This window comes from Ruegeria sp. BC3 (assembly GCF_056539265.1).
Window position 1 is genome coordinate 209,745 of sequence record NZ_JBQFUP010000004.1, and the last position, 17,018, is coordinate 226,762.

At 60.0% G+C, this 17,018-nt stretch carries 17 protein-coding genes; 5 read left to right on the plus strand and 12 right to left on the minus strand.

All coding sequences use genetic code 11. The annotated features are described in order from the left end of the window. Positions 1 to 4: 4 nt before the first annotated feature. Positions 5 to 946 carry a formate dehydrogenase accessory sulfurtransferase FdhD gene (locus ACR0MV_RS12970; protein WP_480702384.1) on the minus strand — a complete coding sequence of 314 codons (942 nt, stop codon included), beginning with the start codon at positions 944 to 946 and terminating at the stop codon, positions 5 to 7. On the opposite strand from ACR0MV_RS12970, the gene ACR0MV_RS12975 reads away from it, so the two are divergent. Together ACR0MV_RS12975 and ACR0MV_RS12980 are read left to right on the plus strand one after the other, a co-directional pair. Next, positions 945 to 1,661, plus strand: coding sequence for an AzlC family ABC transporter permease (locus ACR0MV_RS12975; RefSeq protein ID WP_480702385.1), 717 nt, complete (start codon positions 945 to 947; stop codon positions 1,659 to 1,661). The genes ACR0MV_RS12970 and ACR0MV_RS12975 overlap by 2 nt on opposite strands. Further along, positions 1,658 to 1,990, plus strand: coding sequence for an AzlD domain-containing protein (locus ACR0MV_RS12980; RefSeq protein WP_480702386.1), 333 nt, complete (start codon positions 1,658 to 1,660; stop codon positions 1,988 to 1,990). The genes ACR0MV_RS12975 and ACR0MV_RS12980 overlap by 4 nt, the downstream gene beginning before the upstream one ends. Here ACR0MV_RS12980 and ACR0MV_RS12985 read toward each other — a convergent pair. The 7 genes from ACR0MV_RS12985 to ACR0MV_RS13015 form a co-directional block, all read right to left on the minus strand. After that, positions 1,979 to 2,611, minus strand: coding sequence for a hypothetical protein (locus ACR0MV_RS12985; RefSeq protein ID WP_480702387.1), 633 nt, complete (start codon positions 2,609 to 2,611; stop codon positions 1,979 to 1,981). The genes ACR0MV_RS12980 and ACR0MV_RS12985 overlap by 12 nt on opposite strands. Before the next feature lie 20 nt (positions 2,612 to 2,631). Beyond that, a complete protein-coding gene (locus ACR0MV_RS12990) occupies positions 2,632 to 2,766 on the minus strand; it encodes an aa3-type cytochrome c oxidase subunit IV (RefSeq protein ID WP_170426976.1) in 135 nt (44 codons plus the stop codon). A 68-nt stretch (positions 2,767 to 2,834) separates the two neighbouring features. Next, positions 2,835 to 3,395 carry a hypothetical protein gene (locus ACR0MV_RS12995; protein ID WP_170426975.1) on the minus strand — a complete coding sequence of 187 codons (561 nt, stop codon included), beginning with the start codon at positions 3,393 to 3,395 and terminating at the stop codon, positions 2,835 to 2,837. Beyond that, positions 3,382 to 5,220, minus strand: coding sequence for a glycerophosphodiester phosphodiesterase family protein (locus ACR0MV_RS13000; RefSeq protein WP_480702388.1), 1,839 nt, complete (start codon positions 5,218 to 5,220; stop codon positions 3,382 to 3,384). The genes ACR0MV_RS12995 and ACR0MV_RS13000 overlap by 14 nt, the downstream gene beginning before the upstream one ends. Positions 5,221 to 5,286: 66 nt before the next feature. Beyond that, positions 5,287 to 5,739 carry a DUF6173 family protein gene (locus tag ACR0MV_RS13005; protein WP_170426973.1) on the minus strand — a complete coding sequence of 151 codons (453 nt, stop codon included), beginning with the start codon at positions 5,737 to 5,739 and terminating at the stop codon, positions 5,287 to 5,289. 4 nt (positions 5,740 to 5,743) lie between these two features. Then, entirely contained in the window at positions 5,744 to 6,790 is a 1,047-nt protein-coding gene (locus tag ACR0MV_RS13010) for an MBL fold metallo-hydrolase (protein WP_170426972.1), read from the minus strand. Then, entirely contained in the window at positions 6,790 to 8,493 is a 1,704-nt protein-coding gene (locus ACR0MV_RS13015; RefSeq protein ID WP_480702389.1) for an acyl-CoA dehydrogenase family protein, read from the minus strand. Before ACR0MV_RS13015 ends, ACR0MV_RS13010 begins: the two co-directional genes overlap by 1 nt. A 153-nt stretch (positions 8,494 to 8,646) precedes the next feature. On the opposite strand from ACR0MV_RS13015, the gene ACR0MV_RS13020 reads away from it, so the two are divergent. Continuing rightward, positions 8,647 to 9,573, plus strand: a complete 927-nt coding sequence (locus tag ACR0MV_RS13020) for an L-threonylcarbamoyladenylate synthase (protein WP_480702390.1) — start codon at positions 8,647 to 8,649, stop codon at positions 9,571 to 9,573. On the opposite strand, the gene ACR0MV_RS13025 is transcribed toward ACR0MV_RS13020, so the two are convergent. Continuing rightward, complete coding sequence (locus tag ACR0MV_RS13025) at positions 9,574 to 10,128, minus strand: YqgE/AlgH family protein (protein ID WP_170426969.1); 555 nt, start codon at positions 10,126 to 10,128, stop codon at positions 9,574 to 9,576. It abuts the gene before it with no gap. Between the two features lie 145 nt (positions 10,129 to 10,273). Here ACR0MV_RS13025 and ACR0MV_RS13030 point away from each other — a divergent pair, with 145 nt between their 5' ends. Together ACR0MV_RS13030 and ACR0MV_RS13035 are read left to right on the plus strand one after the other, a co-directional pair. Beyond that, positions 10,274 to 11,080, plus strand: a complete 807-nt coding sequence (locus ACR0MV_RS13030; RefSeq protein WP_170469109.1) for a protein-disulfide reductase DsbD domain-containing protein — start codon at positions 10,274 to 10,276, stop codon at positions 11,078 to 11,080. 13 nt (positions 11,081 to 11,093) lie between these two features. Next, the gene (locus tag ACR0MV_RS13035; RefSeq protein WP_480702391.1) at positions 11,094 to 11,513 is read left to right on the plus strand and encodes an NUDIX hydrolase; all 420 of its coding nucleotides are present in this window, start codon (positions 11,094 to 11,096) and stop codon (positions 11,511 to 11,513) included. Here the strand turns inward: ACR0MV_RS13035 and ACR0MV_RS13040 are convergent. From ACR0MV_RS13040 to moaB, 3 genes are all read right to left on the minus strand, one after another. Continuing rightward, positions 11,510 to 14,908, minus strand: a complete 3,399-nt coding sequence (locus ACR0MV_RS13040) for an efflux RND transporter permease subunit (protein ID WP_480702392.1) — start codon at positions 14,906 to 14,908, stop codon at positions 11,510 to 11,512. The two genes, ACR0MV_RS13035 and ACR0MV_RS13040, sit on opposite strands and share 4 nt — an antisense overlap. Positions 14,909 to 14,913: 5 nt before the next feature. Continuing rightward, positions 14,914 to 16,368, minus strand: coding sequence for an efflux RND transporter periplasmic adaptor subunit (locus tag ACR0MV_RS13045; protein ID WP_170426965.1), 1,455 nt, complete (start codon positions 16,366 to 16,368; stop codon positions 14,914 to 14,916). A 106-nt stretch (positions 16,369 to 16,474) separates the two neighbouring features. Next, positions 16,475 to 17,017, minus strand: coding sequence for a molybdenum cofactor biosynthesis protein B (moaB, locus tag ACR0MV_RS13050; RefSeq protein ID WP_170426964.1), 543 nt, complete (start codon positions 17,015 to 17,017; stop codon positions 16,475 to 16,477). Between the last annotated feature and the right edge of the window lies 1 nt (position 17,018).

Sequence of the window (17,018 nt, forward strand, 5' to 3'; positions counted from 1 at the left end):
GAAATCAGGCCTGCGCGCTTTTCCTTTTGTGCTTTTTGTCTTCGGCCGGAACTGTTGACGGGTCCACATCCCGAACCAGCCGATCCTCGCCCGACAGACACACGAACCGCTGCCCCCGCATGCGTCCGATCAGGGTCAACCCGACCTCGCGCGCGATTTCTACGCCCCAGGCGGTGAAACCTGACCGAGACGCAAGCACGGGAATGCCCATCATTGCCGTTTTGATCACCATCTCCGAGGTCAATCGGCCGGTGGTGTACAAGATCTTATCGTCGGCCGTCTCGCCTTCGGACAGCATCCAGCCTGCGATTTTGTCGACCGCATTGTGGCGGCCCACGTCCTCCATATAGACCAGAGGGCGGTTTTCGCGGCACAGAACGGTGCCGTGGATCGCTCCGGCCTCTAGGTACAGGGACGGGGTCCGGTTGATCTTGGCGGCTAGCTCATACAGCCAAGAGGTTCGCACCTGAACCTGTGGCAGGCGGACATCCTCCAGCCCCTCCATCATGTCGCCAAACACCGTACCTACGGCACAACCACTGGTGCGGGTCTTTTTCTTCAGCTTGTCCTCATACGAGGTCTCGCGCGCGGTGCGCACGACCACGGTTTCCAGATCATCATCGTATTCGACACGTGTGATCTGGTCGTCGGCCAGCAACATCCCCTGATTGCGCAGGAAGCCCAATGCCAGATATTCCGGATAGTCGCCAATCGTCATTGCGGTCACGATTTCCTGCGAATTGAGGAAAATGGTCAGAGGGCGCTCTTCGACCACCGAGATCTGGCTGGCCTCGCCATTCTGGTCCACGCCCTCGACGGCGCGGGTCAATCGCGGCGCGCCGGGATCGGGGGCGATGATGTAGTCTGACAGGTTCTGTTCCGTGGCCAATTGCAACCCTTTCCCAAGACCGCTACTGCTGCGGTCAACACCATAGGATTTAGCCATGGCAGACACCACATCCAAGTCATACTTCTGGAAGGGTTTTCGAGACGGGACCCCGTTTATCTTTGTGGCGATTCCCTTTGGTACCCTGTTCGGCGTGTTTGCGACCGAGGCTGGCCTGAACATCGTCCAGACGATGGCCTTCACGTCGACCGTGTTTGCGGGGGCAGCCCAGTTCGCCGCGTTGCAATTGCTGCAGGACCAGACCCCGACTGCGATTATCCTGATTTCTGCCCTGGCGGTGAACCTGCGGATGGCAATGTATTCCGCCTCGTTGACGCCTTACCTCGGCGCTGCGCCAATGTGGCAAAGGGCCTGCGCGGCTTATCTGACCGTTGACCAGTCTTACGCAAGCTCGATCGTGCAGTTCGAGAAAGAACCGAATATGACCGTTCCCCAGCGCATGGCGTATTTTGTGGGCTCGGTCACTCCCATTACACCGCTTTGGATACTGGCGACTTACCTCGGGGCGGTACTGGGCACGCGAATCCCGGAAAGCTGGGCGTTGGATTTTGCCTTGCCGATCACGTTTCTCGCCATGATCGGACCGATGATGCGCACCTTCCCGCATGTTGTGGCTGCGCTGGTGGCCATTATCGTGTCGCTGCTGGCAGTAGGAATTCCATTCAATCTGGGTCTGCTGATCGCAGGTTGCGCTGGCATGATTGCAGGGGCGCAAGCCGAAGTGATTGCTGAACGCAGAAAGGTCAACGCATGACCCAGCCGGATCCCGTCACCATCTGGACGATCATCGTCGGGCTTGCAATCGGCAGCTACGCCTTGCGGTTCGTCTTCATCGGTTTGGTTGGCGACCGCCCAATGCCGCCGTGGCTGCTGCGCCACCTGCGCTATACTGCCGTAGCCATCATTCCCGCCCTGATCGCCCCGTTGGTCATCTGGCCGACGGCAACGGGCGGCCAACCGGATATCCCTCGCATGGCAGCGGCGGCTGTCGCCGTTACCGTTGGCCTGTTCACCAAAAACGTAATTGCCGCGATCTTTTCGGGCGCGGGTACATTGTACAGTCTTCTGTATCTACTGGGCTGAGGTCGTTTCCAGCTGGTTCAGACGTTCGTTGTTGAAAGCCAGACCCTTTTGCAAGTCCGCATCGTCGTTTTCACGATATTCAGCCGTTTGCACACCCGGCAACTCGCCAAACTGTTCGGACAATTTGACAGGGTAAAAAGTTGTCTGGATCTGCTCGAAGCCTGGCACCTGCTGCAACAGCTGCGAGGTCGAATTGGCGCAGAATGCACCGGCCACCGGGCCTGATTGTTTTGCCAACTGCAAGGCAATCTCGGCCTGTTGGGGCGACACCTCGATCGTCTGGATACGTGCGTAATGCGTCTCGCGCGCGTGGCTGCTGCGATAGGCGCGCTCGACATTCGGAGTGATACCATACAGCACATCATCCTTGATCGGCACCACATCTGCCCGGAACGAGCCTGCAGGATCAAAGATCACCCGCTCACTGCCGCTGATCATCAGCGACGTGTGCGCACCCGAACCTGTCCGGGTGCTGATCATCGTGTAAAGAGTCAGGGTCGACGGCCCCGGATCCCGGTAGGACCGCGCCGCTACTTCAGCCAAGTCCGCCTGTGGTCGCTGCGACCCAGCGCAGCCCGCAACGGTTGCTGCCAGAAGGCAGGCACACAAAATCCTGATCACGGTCGACCCCGTTTCTTGGATTAAGAGGCGAAAACCGCCAGGAACAGGCAAAGGAAGGCGATGGCAACCACACACCAAGTGGTCGCTTTGATGAAGCCATCAAAGGTTTTGGTTTGAACAGTGATGTCCATTTCGCCGTGCTTGTGTTCAGCCATGTGTCTCAGATTCCCAATTCGCGTGTTTGAGATGTTGGATAATCGAAAATCCGAGGCCTGTCACCACGTCATTCGCGCGCAGGCGTCAAAGGTGCGAACACCGAGCATCCGGGATACCCAAACCCCCATCGCCACGGCAGCCCCGAACAAGGCCCGCCGCCAAAACGAACGGCTGCGAACATCGCCTCTGCCGTGACGGAATGAGCGGTGCGAATCTGCTCGGGCGTCATATCGTACCGTTCGGCGTATTCATCGGCATGGTCTGCGCCGTGCTGGCTGACGCAGGCGCGCAAGGTGTCATCGGCAGACAGACGCGCCGTATAGCTGTCTTCAGCCCGAAGGGCACCACCCGCGTGGTGATAGGCGCGGTCATGGGCGACACAGCAATACTCCCAAGGTGGATGCGCCTCATAAAGTGCACGAAAACTGGGAAATGTATCGGCCACAAAACGCCAGCTGGACGACAACCCGCCCGAGCAGCCATCGGTTTCAAACGGCGACAACTCGGCACCACCCTTTTGCGCCATAAGCGCACGATGAGCGGGCAATTCAAACGTGCGCATGACATCCTGCGCCATCGCCGATGCAGCAGTCAGAGCAAGGATCGCCGCCAGTCTAAGGGCTTTCATCGCGCATCGCCTGAGTGTCAACAGACATACCGAAGGTTGTTGCCAGCCATAGCATCAAACGTTCGCCTGGACCCATTTCTGCCCGCACGCGCAGCACTTCGTTTGCCATAGCGGGTCGGTCGGTGATCAAGCCGTCCACACCCATAGATGCCATAGCTGACATCTGCAGCGGATCATTCACCGTCCAAACGTAGATATCCTTGCCCGCCGCATGGACTGAATTCACCAATCCGGGCGTGGCCATCGCTGCATTCACGGCAACAAAATCACCCTCTAGTCCCGACAGATCGCCCACGGCGGTCGCCGCCAGAACCCCCGCCCGCCAGTCGGGCCGGATGGATTTCATCTTTTGCACCGCCGGGTACTTAAGCGACATCGTGGCGATATCGTCTTGCATACCAAGTTCTTCGACAATGGCGGCGACGCGGTTTTCCAGATCGACATCGTGACCGTAGTACTTCAGTTCAATGATGACCTTGGCCTTGCCTTTTGCGGCCTCCAACACATCGCGCAGCGTTGGTGTGCGTTCTTCTGCGTATTCTGGGCCGAACCAGCTGCCGATATCGATCTGGGCGATGTCATCCATCGTTGCATCCCAGACCTTGAGGTCAACGCCTGCCAATTTCATGAAGTCGCTGTCATGGGCGACGATCACCACATCGTCCGCAGATTCCTGAACATCGATTTCAACCCAGTCGGCCCCGTCCTCGATCGCCTTCAGAACCGACGCCATGGTGTTTTCGGGCCGCAGCGCCGCTGCACCGCGATGGCCTATTACCTCGGCCCGGTCAGGGGCTTGAACGCGTTCCAACAGGTACTGCCCAAACCACAGCCCGACAAACACGGCGACGGCTGCAGCGCCAACTGCCGCCAACAACGGCACGCGCAGGCTGCCGGGTTCAGGATGGGGCGGCTCAGATGTCTCGATCTCGAAGAACCCGTCCAGCAAAACCGCAAGCGCGCCAAGTGCCGTCGCCGCCAAGACCAAACCGGCCAGTGACCAGATGCCGGCGACACCCAAGCTGTAGATCAGCGCCAGGCGCAGGTTCGCTGCCCCTTGCAGCGGGACCAGCGCGAACAGAAGCCCGGCCACCCAAGCGATCAGCGCCGCAATGACTAGGCGCATCCCCAGCCATACAGCCAGCTCTATCTTGAGGCGCCCGCGCTTGCCCTCCATCCGGTTGGCACTGACGTTGAACGCATGTCCCGGATGGACGCCTTCGAACAGCACCAAATGCAGTGACAGGGCCCAGGCCGAAAGACGGCGGATCAAAACCCAAGCCATGACCAGCACAACCGCGCCGATCATTACCACAGCCAGCCAAAACGATGGCGGTTGAAAGGTCAGGTAATAGTTGATGTCAAATTCCGTCAGCGTCCACCACGCGATCAGCGCAGACACGGCTGCAAATGGCACGATCAGCACCAGAACCCGCAACACAAACCGAACGGCAAAGCCGAACAGAGCAGGCAGGCGCGACAGGATCAGGCCAATGGCTGAACTGCCAGCGCGCCACGGGTCGGACTCGCCCATCCGCAAGGAACCCGCCATGACCGAGAAAACAAAGACCTCGGCCAGCAAAAACAGGCTGAGCACGGCGACGGCGGCGATGAACCCTGCCGGTGACAGAATGAACGCGGCGATGGCCTGATCGGTCAGTGCAGTTTGGTTGGACAACCGCACCGCCAGATTCACGACGATGGCCACCCCTGGCGCGATCAGTGCGACCAGCAGCAAGCGCACCACGAAATAGATGGGAACAAACACGCGTCGGCGCGCCCATGCGCCTTTGTACGCAGTTGAAACAGCTGAGAAATGAGTCACGCGCGGACGCCCCCTTGAAGATGCACTCATTCAAGGCTGCGCAGACGTGAATTGCAAGTCAGGCGGTCAGCTTTCTTCGAGATCCGCGGCCAATCGGAAGCCGATGCGGTTGGCGGGCTTGTCCTCGACAGATTTGGGCAGGGCCCGCAACATGACGTTCAGCTGACTGACATGCTGCACCAGTTGAGTCCGCGCTCCTGTCGCGTCTGACCCGTAGAAGGTGATGATGTCGGGATCAAAATACCCCATCCCCTCAATCCGCATGACGCCTGCGTCCCCACCAGTGAAGCCCATCGCGACCTCCTGGTCGCCGGTCAGCGTCTTTTCGAAGTTCTGGATATACAGGATCAGCCGCTCATAGGCCCATTGCGCCGGGCTTTTGGTCTCAACCGGTTTCTGCAGCTGGCCGGGCAAATCCTTGTTGCCCGACTCGGCCTCGGGGTTGGCATGCACTTCGTAACAGCGGGGCAATGCCGCAGCTTCGGCGGCTTCGGCCGATGTTTCGATCTGATCCTGCATGGCTTTACCCTTTGCGCTGAAACTCCCACGCCCCGTCCGCGCGGCGCGTCCGGGTGACCGTTCCAATGTGGTAAAGATGGTTCAGATGTGCAACCGCTTCGACCAGGGCCAGACCATACTCACCCGAGCCGATCCGACGCTTGAACAAGGGCACAAAACACTCCGCTGCCGTTTTGGGTGTGTCCAGATAGTCCTGCAACCGATTCAGCGCACCATGGTGATTGTCGATCAACTGCTTCATCCGAATGGGCAGTCCTTTGAACGGCAACTTGTGCCCGCCCAGCGCCAGATGATCGGGTTGTGCCAGACCCATCAGCCTTTCACAGGCCTCAAGCCATTCTGCAACCGGATCCGCCAAGGGTTCGGTGACATAGACCCCCAGATTGGGGCTGATCGAGCTGAGAATCTGGTCGCCAGTGATCACGAGGTTGTCGTCGCGGCTCCAGAATGTGGCGTGTTCGGGGGCGTGGCCGTTGCCCATATGGACGTCCCAGTCGCGCCCGCCCATACGGATCACGCTGCCTTGCTTGATCCGGGTAAAGCCAAGTGGCATCGGGTAAACCGTATCGCAATAATTGAACGGCCGCTCGGCCATCCGCTTGGCCAGAATGTCGGGTGCCATACCTGCGCTGCGGTAGTAATCCAGCGTTTCCTGCGGCCAGCTTTCCTGAACGTCCAACTGAAGCATGCGCGAAAACAGCCATGACGTGCGCGAGGTTACCAGCTCAGCGCCATGTTCCGACTGGAACCAGCCCGCGTTGCCCACATGGTCGGGGTGATGATGCGTCACCACCACGCGCTTGATCGGCTTGCCCGACAGCGGACCCGCCATCAGCGTTTCCCAAATACGCCGGGTTTTGTTCGACGACATGCCCGTATCGATGACGGTCCAGCCGTCACCATCATCCAGCGCATAGATATTGACGTGGTCCAGTGCCATGGGCAGCGGCAGCCGCATCCACAGAACGCCCTCGGCGACTTCGATCGCCTCGCCTTCCGCCGGAGGTTCAGGCCAAGGGTATCTGATCGCCAAAGGAGTATCGCCGTCCATTACGCCACAAACTCCTCGGCACTCAGGGCAAACACATCATCGGCCCCGGTTTGAGCCTGACCCAGCAAGCCTGAAAACTCGGGCAACAGCGCGTTGATGTAAAATCGCGCCAGTTTGAACCGTGGGCCATCAGGCTGCGCCAAAGCAGCTTTCAGATGGTAGTGTGCGCCCAGAACACGCGCAAAAGCACGCAGATATGGCACAGCGCCGGCAAAGCGGGCATTCAGGTCCGATTGTGCGACCATCCATTCAGTCGTTTCACGCAGGCTTTCGGTCGCCTCCCAAACGGGACCGGCCAGTTCGGGCATGGTCGCACGGGCCTGCTCGGCGTGATCCTCGATCTCATCCAGCAGGCGCGAGGCCGCATCGCCACCATCCATCATCTTACGCGCGACGAGGTCCATCGCCTGAATGCCGTTTGTACCCTCGTAAATCGCGGTGACGCGGACATCGCGATAGTATTGCGCCGCACCGGTCTCTTCGATGAAGCCCATGCCGCCGTGCACCTGCACACCGGTTTCCGATACGCGCATGCCAGTCTCGGTTCCAAAAGCTTTGCTGATCGGTGTCAGCAGAGCGGCACGGGCGATCCACTCGGGGTCGCCGGTGGCGTTGCCCATGTCGATTGCCGCGGCGTTGGCCAGCATGATAGCGCGCGCGGCGAATGTATCAGCGCGCATGCTCATCAGCATCCGGCGCACGTCCGCATGGTCAATGATCGTACCCGACGGCGTCTTGCCCTGTTTGCGTTCCAGCGCATAGGCCAGCGCGTGCTGATATGCACCTTCGGCACAGCCAACGCCCTGTCCGCCGACACCCAGACGCGCGTTGTTCATCATGGTGAACATCGCGGCCATTCCGCCGTGCTCCCGACCAATCAGCCAACCCTTGGCACCGTCATACTGCATGACACAGGTGGGTGAGCCGTGCAGGCCCATCTTGTGTTCGATCGAGACGACTTTCAGATCATTGGCGATACTGGGGTTTCCGGCCTCATCCGGCAGGAACTTCGGAACCAGGAACAGGGATATCCCTTTGGTTCCCGGAACACTGTCGGGCAAGCGCGCCAGAACCAGATGACAGATATTCTCTGCAAAATCGTTGTCGCCCCAGGAAATATAAATCTTCTGCCCCGTGACCGCGTAGGTGCCGTCCCCGTTGGGCACAGCTTTGGACGTCAGCGCACCAACGTCCGACCCGGCCTGCGGTTCGGTCAGGTTCATGGTGCCCGACCACTCACCCGCCATCATCTTGGGCAGATAGAGCGCTTTGATCTCATCGCTGGCGTGGTGTTCCAGCGCTTCGATCTGGCCCTGTGTCATCAGGGGGGCAACCTGTAGCGACAGGCAAGCGGCCGACATCATCTCGTTAACGGCTGTGGTCAGGGTCATCGGCAGACCCATACCACCAAACTCAGGGTCACCGCTCATCCCGATCCAACCGCCATCCGCGATTGCCTTCCAACCGTCCGCGAATCCGGGCGAGGTCCGCATCACGCCGTTTTCCAACCGCGCGGGTTCAAGGTCCCCGGGACGCTGCAGCGGGGCTAGGACCTCTTCGCAGAGTTTGCCGGCTTCGGTCAGGATTGCACCAACCACATCTTCGCTGGCGGACGAGAACTTCTCGGTTGCCGCGATTTCGTCAAAGCCGACCGCGTGACGGAACAGGAATTCATAATCAGAGATTGGCGCGCGATATGGCATATCTTCCCTCGGGGCTGTCTGATTGCGTTTTGCGACGGGCTTGGAATTTCTGAAGCCCACCTTTATGCATCTGGGTTCAACCGATTACGTATCGGGCCACATGCTATACGCAATCAGAACGCGGCGTCACCACCCATGATCCCCAACGGCACAATGAATTTATCCGCAGATCCGGCCGGAATCGCAGAGGCCGCAGACCTGTTGCGGCAAGGGCTGTTGGTGGCCATCCCGACCGAGACAGTCTACGGCCTAGGCGGCGACGCCCGCAATGGCGAGGCCGTCGCCAGCATCTATGCCGCCAAGGGGCGGCCCAGCTTCAACCCTCTGATCGCGCATGTGGCCTCGGTCGAAGCGGCGCAACGGTTTGTCACATGGTCCGATCAGGCACAGGCCTTGGCCGACGCGTTCTGGCCCGGTCCACTGACCCTTGTTCTGCCCTTGCGACCCGGTCACGGCATTTCCTCACTGGTCACTGCAGGGCTTGAAACCCTGGCGGTGCGCGTTCCCGCCCATCCCGCCGCGCGCGCGGTGTTGACTGCGTTCGACGGACCGGTCGCTGCACCTTCGGCCAACCCGTCGGGGCAAATCAGCCCCACGACGGCTGCTCATGTGTTGGCAGGGCTGAACGGGCGCATTGCAGCGGTATTGGACGATGGGCCATGCGGTGTCGGTGTGGAAAGCACGATTGTCGGCCTTGCGGGCGAGCCTGCCTTGTTGCGCCCCGGCGGCATTGCGCTGGAACAAGTCGAAGTTGTTCTGAACACGCAACTGCACCTCCACCAACCCGGCGACGCGCTGAATGCGCCGGGCCAGCTACAATCCCACTACGCACCGGATGCGCCTGTTCGCCTGAACGCCAGCAGCGCTCAGGGGGATGAGATCTTGTTGGGTTTTGGACCGGTGGACTGCGACCTGAACCTGTCAGCTGCGGGCGATCTGACTGAAGCGGCAGCGACCTTGTTCGCTGCGCTGCACAAGCTGAACGAAACCGGCAGGCCCATCGCCGTCACGTCGATTCCGGATCACGGGTTGGGTGCAGCGATCAATGACCGCCTGCGCCGGGCCGCCGCCCCACGCTAGTTACGCGCGCCCGGATTCGGCCGACAGGATCAGCGGGTCAACGCCAAGGGTGGCCAGCGCACCCTCCCACTTTTCGTCATCGGGCACATCGAACACCAGATTCGAGGACGCCTCGGTCGTCAGCCAGCCATTCATGCCGATCTCATCCTCAAGCTGCCCCGGGCCCCAGCCAGAATAGCCCAGCACCAGAGTTGAGTTCAAAGGTCCGCGTCCCGAGGCCAGATCTTCGAGAATATCCAGCGTCGCGGTCATGCTGAAATCTTCGTCGATATGCATCGAATGCAGGTTGGCCTCATAATCCGAACTATGGAGGACAAAACCCCGCGACATCTCGACCGGGCCGCCGAAATGGACCAACCGTTCCCCGACAACAGGGATTCGGCACGGGATATTGAGCTGCCCCAACAGGGTTTTGAGCCGCAGATCCGACGGTTTGTTGATGATCAGGCCCATCGCGCCTTCTTCGCCATGGCTGCAAAGGTACACCACCGAATGATCAAAGCGCGGATCGCCCATGCCAGGCATCGCAATCAACAGTTTTCCGGTCAGATCCATAGGCCGACATCTCTTGGTAGGTCTGTGGCAACAATGACCCTTGGTCACCCGGAATAGCAAGGGATCAGCGCATATTTCCGCAGATTTCATCCCCATGACCGGAACGTGACTTGGAATCCTTGCGATGACCGCGCATTTATAGGTTATGAATGTGAAAATCACAGTTTCGGCTATCGCTCTGGCTTTTGGCTTGTCCCTGCCCGCAACGGCGCAGGTCAATGGACCCGTGGCCGAGCTGGATATTCTGGACGGCGGACGGACCGCGCAAGGGACCTATCTGGGCGCCGTACGCGTGACGCTGCAGGATGGGTGGAAGACCTATTGGCGCGCACCGGGCGACGCGGGCATTCCACCGGAATTCGACTGGAATCAGTCAAACAATGTCGGCAACGTTTCGATTACCTGGCCCGCCCCGGATGTGTTTGACCAGAATGGGCTGCAATCGATCGGATATGAAAACCAACTGGTTCTGCCGGTTGAAATCACGCCGAAGAACCCTTCCAAGCCCGTAAAGCTGAAGGGAACCATGGATTTGGGTGTCTGCAAGGATGTCTGCATCCCGGAACAACTGGATTTCAATCACACGTTGGATGCAGAGGCCGGGCGCAATCCGGCTATTGCCGCAGCGCTGGCCCAACGGCCCTTCTCGGCACAAGAGGCCAGCGTCTCTCAGGCCAGCTGTCGCCTGTCGCCTACTTCAGATGGAATGAAGATCGAAGCGCGGGTCACCATGCCCTCGGCCGGGGGGCGTGAGGTCGCCGTGATCGAGCCGGGAAATCCTGCCCTTTGGGCCTCGCAAACTCAGACCACGCGGACGGGCAATACATTGGTTGCGACGTCTGAGGTGATCAACGCTGCGGGCGGGCCCTTTGCGCTGGACCGGTCCGAGATTCGGATCACCGTTCTGGGGGCCAATCACGCGGTGGACATCAAAGGGTGCAGCGCAGGCTGAGCCCGATGAGATCATGACCCAATCTCCGAAAATCGGCGCCTTGGCGGTTGTCCTGCACCAGGATCAGGTACTGCTTGTGCAACGCAGCAAGCAACCGGACGCAGGCCTGTGGGGGTTCCCCGGCGGTCACGTGGAATGGGGCGAAACCGTGTTGCAGGCCGCACAGCGGGAGTTGCTGGAGGAAACTTCGGTCATCGCCGAGCCGCTCCACTATTTGGACAACCTCGACCTGCTGCGCCGGGATGAAAGTGGCGAAACTCTGGTGCACTATCTGCTGGTTGGCGTTGCGTGCCGGTACCAATCCGGCACGCCGTTCGCAGGGGATGATGCATTAGACGCGCGTTGGTTCCCGTTAGATCAAATCCATCAAGGCGATCTGCCAATGAGCAACCGCGTCATCGACTTGCTTGAAACTGCCCTGCGTCGCGGCTAAGTCGTTGACCCTCTGAGCCGAGTGTAAACCAGCCCCGAAACCGTGACGCTAAGCACCAGTATCACGGCAGCCCCGGCAAGAAATGCACCAAGGCCCATCTGCAAAATGGCCGGACCGTCCGCAGCGGCGTACAGGCCGGACAGCGCCCCGATAGGCGCGTCATAGACCGCAGGCCAGACCATTGTCAGCGCGAACCAGACAAACATGGCAAGCCCCGTGCAGGCCAAGGCCCCCTGCACCACGCGATCCGGCGCGCGTGCAGCACGGCGCATCGCTGTCATTGGGCGGGACAGATCGTTCAATATGGCCAGAAGCGCAGGTACCAGAAGCAGCACCAACAACATCCCAAAGCCCAGCCCATAGACAAGGGTAATCACCGTGGGTTTGAGGAACTGAGCTTGCTGTGATCCCTCATACAGCAATGGGGTCAATCCCAGCACCGTAGTTAGAGTCGTCAGCATAACAGGCCGCAATCGATCCGCCGTACCTTCGACGATGGACGGCAAAAGACCTCGTTCCTTTTGGTATTCGTCGATGGTCGTCACCAGAACGATCGAGTCGTTGATGATGATCCCCGTCATCCCCAGCAGGCCGACAACCGTGAACATGCTGAGCGGCACATCCCATAGGTAATGCCCCCAAATCGCGCCCACCAAACCAAACGGAATAATCGCCATCACCACCAAAGGCCGCGACCAACTGGCAAAGACCCAGGCCAACACGAGATAGATACCGGTCAGGCACAATATCAGGCCCGTACGCGCCTCTGACAGGAATTCGTCCTCTTGCTCGCTCAGGCCGGCCATGCGCCATTCGACCTGCCGTTCCGAGGCGATCTTGGGCAGGATTTCCTCGCCCATGGCCCGCGCGATCTCTGCCGCGCGCGCCGGGTCGTCTTCCGAAATATCGCCATTCACGGAAATCACCCGCAGACCGTTTTCGCGCCGGACAGTCGAGAAACCAGATTTCCGCTCAACCGATACGATGTCCGCCAAAGGCACATAGACACCGTCCGGAGTACGCATCAGCGTGCGCTCCAGGAAGTCGGCTGTCAGCTCGCCCTCGGGCAGCTCAACCCTAATCTCGGCGCTACGCGGACCGTCGGGGAAGGTCGCGGCCTCGATCCCGTTCAACCGGTCACGCAACACCCGGCCCAGCGTTTCGATGCGGAAGCCCAGCGCCTCTCCCTGCGCTGTCAGGTCGAGGATGTATTCTTCCTTGTCATAGGCCAGATTGTCTTCCAGCGCTGAAACCTCGGGGTACTTAGACAATTCGGTCTGCAAGTCTTCGGATGCTGACTTGAGCGTATTCACATCCGCGCCATAGAACTGGACGTCGATGGCATCGCCGCCCGGACCGGACCGCCAGCCGCGGAAACTGAGCAGTTCGACCTTGGGATGACGGGGGACGAAGTCCTGCAACTCGCCCACAAACTCGAAGCTGGAATAGGGGCGCAGATCGGCATCGATCAACTCGATCGAAATTCCACCAAGAAGGTCGTTGTCCTTACCATCCGCGGCGGACAGCCCAAAACCCGCACTTCCGCCAACCTCGGCCAACACATAATCGATTGGGTTCCGGCCATGGCGCTCTTCATAGATTTTGCCCAACTCTTCGGTCGCACGCTGCAGCTCATGCATCATAGCCAGCGTATCGGCCCGCGTGGCCCCTTCGACCATAATGAAATTGCCGGTGACCGAGCCACGTTCCGGCGCGTTAAAGAACCGCCAATTCACGTCGCCTCGGATGAACAATGCCAACTGACTGGCCAGGATCACCACCATCAGCGCCACGACCACGTAGCGCGCCCAGACGACCCAGGCGATCAGCGGGCGGAACAGATGATCGCGCACCCAACGGAACCCGCGATTGACCACGCGGTTGGGCATATCATACCAGTGTTCCTTGGCCGAATGCGCGATGGCATGGGCCATGTGGTTGGGCAGGATCAGAAACACCTCGATCAGGGAGGCGATCAGAACAGCGATCACGGTGAAGGGGATGTCGCGGATCAATTCCCCGAACCTGCCTCCGATTGCGGTCAGACCAAAAAAGGCAATCACCGTTGTCAGGGTCGCGGCAAAGACCGGCATCGCCATGCGCCGCGCGGCGCGCTCGGCGGCTACCACCGGAGCCTCGCCCAGGCGGCGCGCGCGAAAGTCGGCATGTTCGCCCACAACGATGGCGTCATCTACGACAATGCCGAGCGTGATGATCAGCCCGAACAGCGAAACCATGTTTATCGACAGCCCGCCGATATACATGAAGGCAATCGCCGCCGACATGGCGACCGGAATCCCCGCGGCAACCCAGAAGGCGATGCGCGCGTTCAGGAACAAAAACAGCAAGCAGACCACAAGGCCCAGCCCGACCAAGCCATTATCGACCAGAATATCCAGACGGTCTGTAATGGCTTGTGCGCGGGTGCGGATCAGCTCGACCGTGACGCCTTCGGGCAGGCTGGCCTGCATCTCGCGCACGACGTCTTCGACCGTGTGTTGAATTTCAATTGCATCGCCAAGGTTCGAGCGATCAATCCGCACCGACATCGCAGGGTTTTCACCGACAAAATAGCTGCGGTCGCGGTTGACCCCTTCGACCCGGATCTGCGCCACATCGCCGACCAGCAGTTTGGAACCGTCAGTAAAGTTGCGCAGGGCGATGCCCTCAATTTCCTCGGGGGTGCGCTTTTCCGTGCCCGTGCGAATGCGAGCATTCGCCCCGGTCACATCGCCCGCCGGGTTGGCGTTCACTTCGGCCGCGACAGCTGATGCGACTTCGGACAGTGTGATGTCATTGGCAATCAGCTGGGCGGTGGGGACTTCGACCACGACACGCGGCGCAGCAAGGCCCCGGATCGTTGTCCGCGTCACCCCGACGGCGAACAGACGGTTGATCAGTTCATCCGTGAATTTGGCCAATTGATCCGGGTCGACAGGCCCTGTGACCACCACATCAGTCACACGATCCCGCCATGCCCCGCGGCGGATTGTAGGCTCTTCCGAGTCGTCTGGAAGACTTGTGACGCTGTCGACCGCAGTACGCACTTCTTCGACGGCGCGCGACATGTCCCAATTGGGTTCGAACTCCAGCCGGATACTGGCCCGGCCCTCTCGTGAGGTCGCCTCGGTACTGGCAACCCCCTCGACGGCCAGCAAAGCAGGCTCCAGGACCTGAACGATGCCGTTGTCGACATCTTCAGGACCGGCCCCGTCCCAATCCACATTCACGTCTACGCGTTCTAGGATAACATCGGGAAAGAACTGAGCCCGCATGTTCGGAATCGCCGCCGCACCTAGAACCAACATCACAAGAAGCAGCAGGTTGGCGACCGTCCGGTGCCGCGTGAAGTAGCTGAGGATGCCGCCCGCCGCGTCGGGGATCTCGCGCATCATGGCGCTTAACCCCCTGCCCGGTTTTCAAGCCGCTGCACCAGCGAGGCGGGTACCTTGGCCTCGCTCAACTGCCCCAACACACGGTCCTTAACCGACTGCGGCATGCGAGTGCTGGCCTCGACCTGAGCCACCAACCGGGCACGTTGTTCCTCAGACAACTCGACCATATCAGGCGCGGCCCCTGCGTTTTCATCAACGCGCAAGGGTCGTACACGAACACCTGCGCCCAACAGAGGCGTACGACCGATCACCACCTCGCGCCCGGCCAGCCCATCGCCGCGTAGCAGAACCTCATCCCCCTGGCGGCGGATCAACTGCACTGGCAGTGCCTCGAGCCGATCATTTTCGTCCAACACCAGAACCGTTCCAACAGCGTCCAGAACGGACGACGGCAGCCGCACCACGTTATCCAGCGGTTGTTCCTGTACCGTAACGGTTACGAAATCGCCCGGCTTGAACCCCGAGGCGTCGTCCATTCGAGCATAGATCAAGCGTCCGGTCTGGCCTTCACCCGCCGAGCCGCTGTCACGGCTGATACGGCCCTGTGCCGTCAGATCGGTTCCCGTAACCTCGAGCGAAACGGTGACCGGTGCGTCGATCAGATCGCCATTGGCATCCAGCAACCGAACGTATTGTGCGGTCGAGACACGAAAAGCGACCTCAAGCGCGGTAGGGTCAACAAGCTCGGCCAGCTTTTCATTTGCGGACACCAGCCGCCCTTCGACCAGTGTCACATCGGTCAGCGTCCCGCCAAATCGGGCGCGAATGGTCATGTCGTCAAGATCACGTTCCGCGGCTTCCAGTGCGATGCGGGCCCGGGCCAGCAACGTGGTCGCCTGATCCACGCGGGACTCGGCCTGAGCCAACGCAATCCGACGCGCCAGAACTGCCTGCTGCGCAGCGGCCTTGGCCAGTTCAGCCTCTTCCACTGCGGCTGCAGCCCCAACACCACGGGTTTGCAAGTCTTGCTGGCGCTGCAACGCACGCCCACGCAGTTCCGCCTGCGCCTCGGCCGCGTTCAACTCGTCCTGCGCCAACAGCAAAGACCGTTCTGCGTCCCGCTCTTCGAATTGCGCATCCAGCAAGTCCGACTTGGCGCGATCCAAGGCAGATTGGGCATCGGCAGGGTCAAGCTCGACCAAAACCTCGCCCGCGGTGACTGCGCCGCCATCTTCGAAATCCTCGGACAGCCCAACAACACGACCACCTAAAGCGGCCCGTAGTTCCAACCTGCGGCGGCTTTGAACCTCGCCGAAGGCTTCAAGGTTCGGGGTAACTGTTTCAAATTCCGCGGGCCGAACGGTCACCGCAAAGACACGTTCGCGGGCCTGCGGGGCAGAGTCTTCGCGCGTCAGAACATCCTGCACCGCGCCCGAGATCATCTGCGCGGCCACAAACAGCAGAGCCAACGTCAGCGACGTCAGAAAGACCCCAACAAGGCTTTGCCTTAGAAATCGCATATAAAATTTACCCCGGTTGCATCAGGCTGCCATACGCAAAAGGTAGCCGGACAACAGAAAATGCCAAGCCACAAAGCGGTTACGAACGATTAAACGTGCGACCAGTCTACTTCCGTCGCAAATGTTCGTCCAATCGGGGCATTATTTCCACAAAGTTGCAGGGGCGGTGGCGATAGTCGAATTGTTTCTCCAGAATCTCGTCCCATGCATCCTTGCAGGCCCCCGGACTTCCGGGCAGCGCGAACAGATACGTACCACCCGCGACGCCACCCGTGGCACGGGATTGGACCGCTGAAGTGCCGATCTTCTGCATCGAAACAATCGTGAAAACGGTGCCGAAGGCGTCGATTTCCTTCTCATACACATCCCGATGCGCCTCGACCGTTACGTCTCGGCCTGTCAGACCCGTGCCGCCGGTCGAGATCACGACATCAATTTCGGGATCACCGACCCACAGGCGCAGTTGCGCCGCGATTTCACCGCGTTCGTCTTGGATGATCTTTCGGTCTACCAAGACATGGCCCGCGCGTTCGATCCGTTCGACCAGTGTCTGCCCCGAGCGATCATCTTCGATAGATCGTGTATCTGAGACAGTCAAAACAGCGATCCGGACCGGAATGAACTCTAGGCTTTCGTCAATGCGTGACATT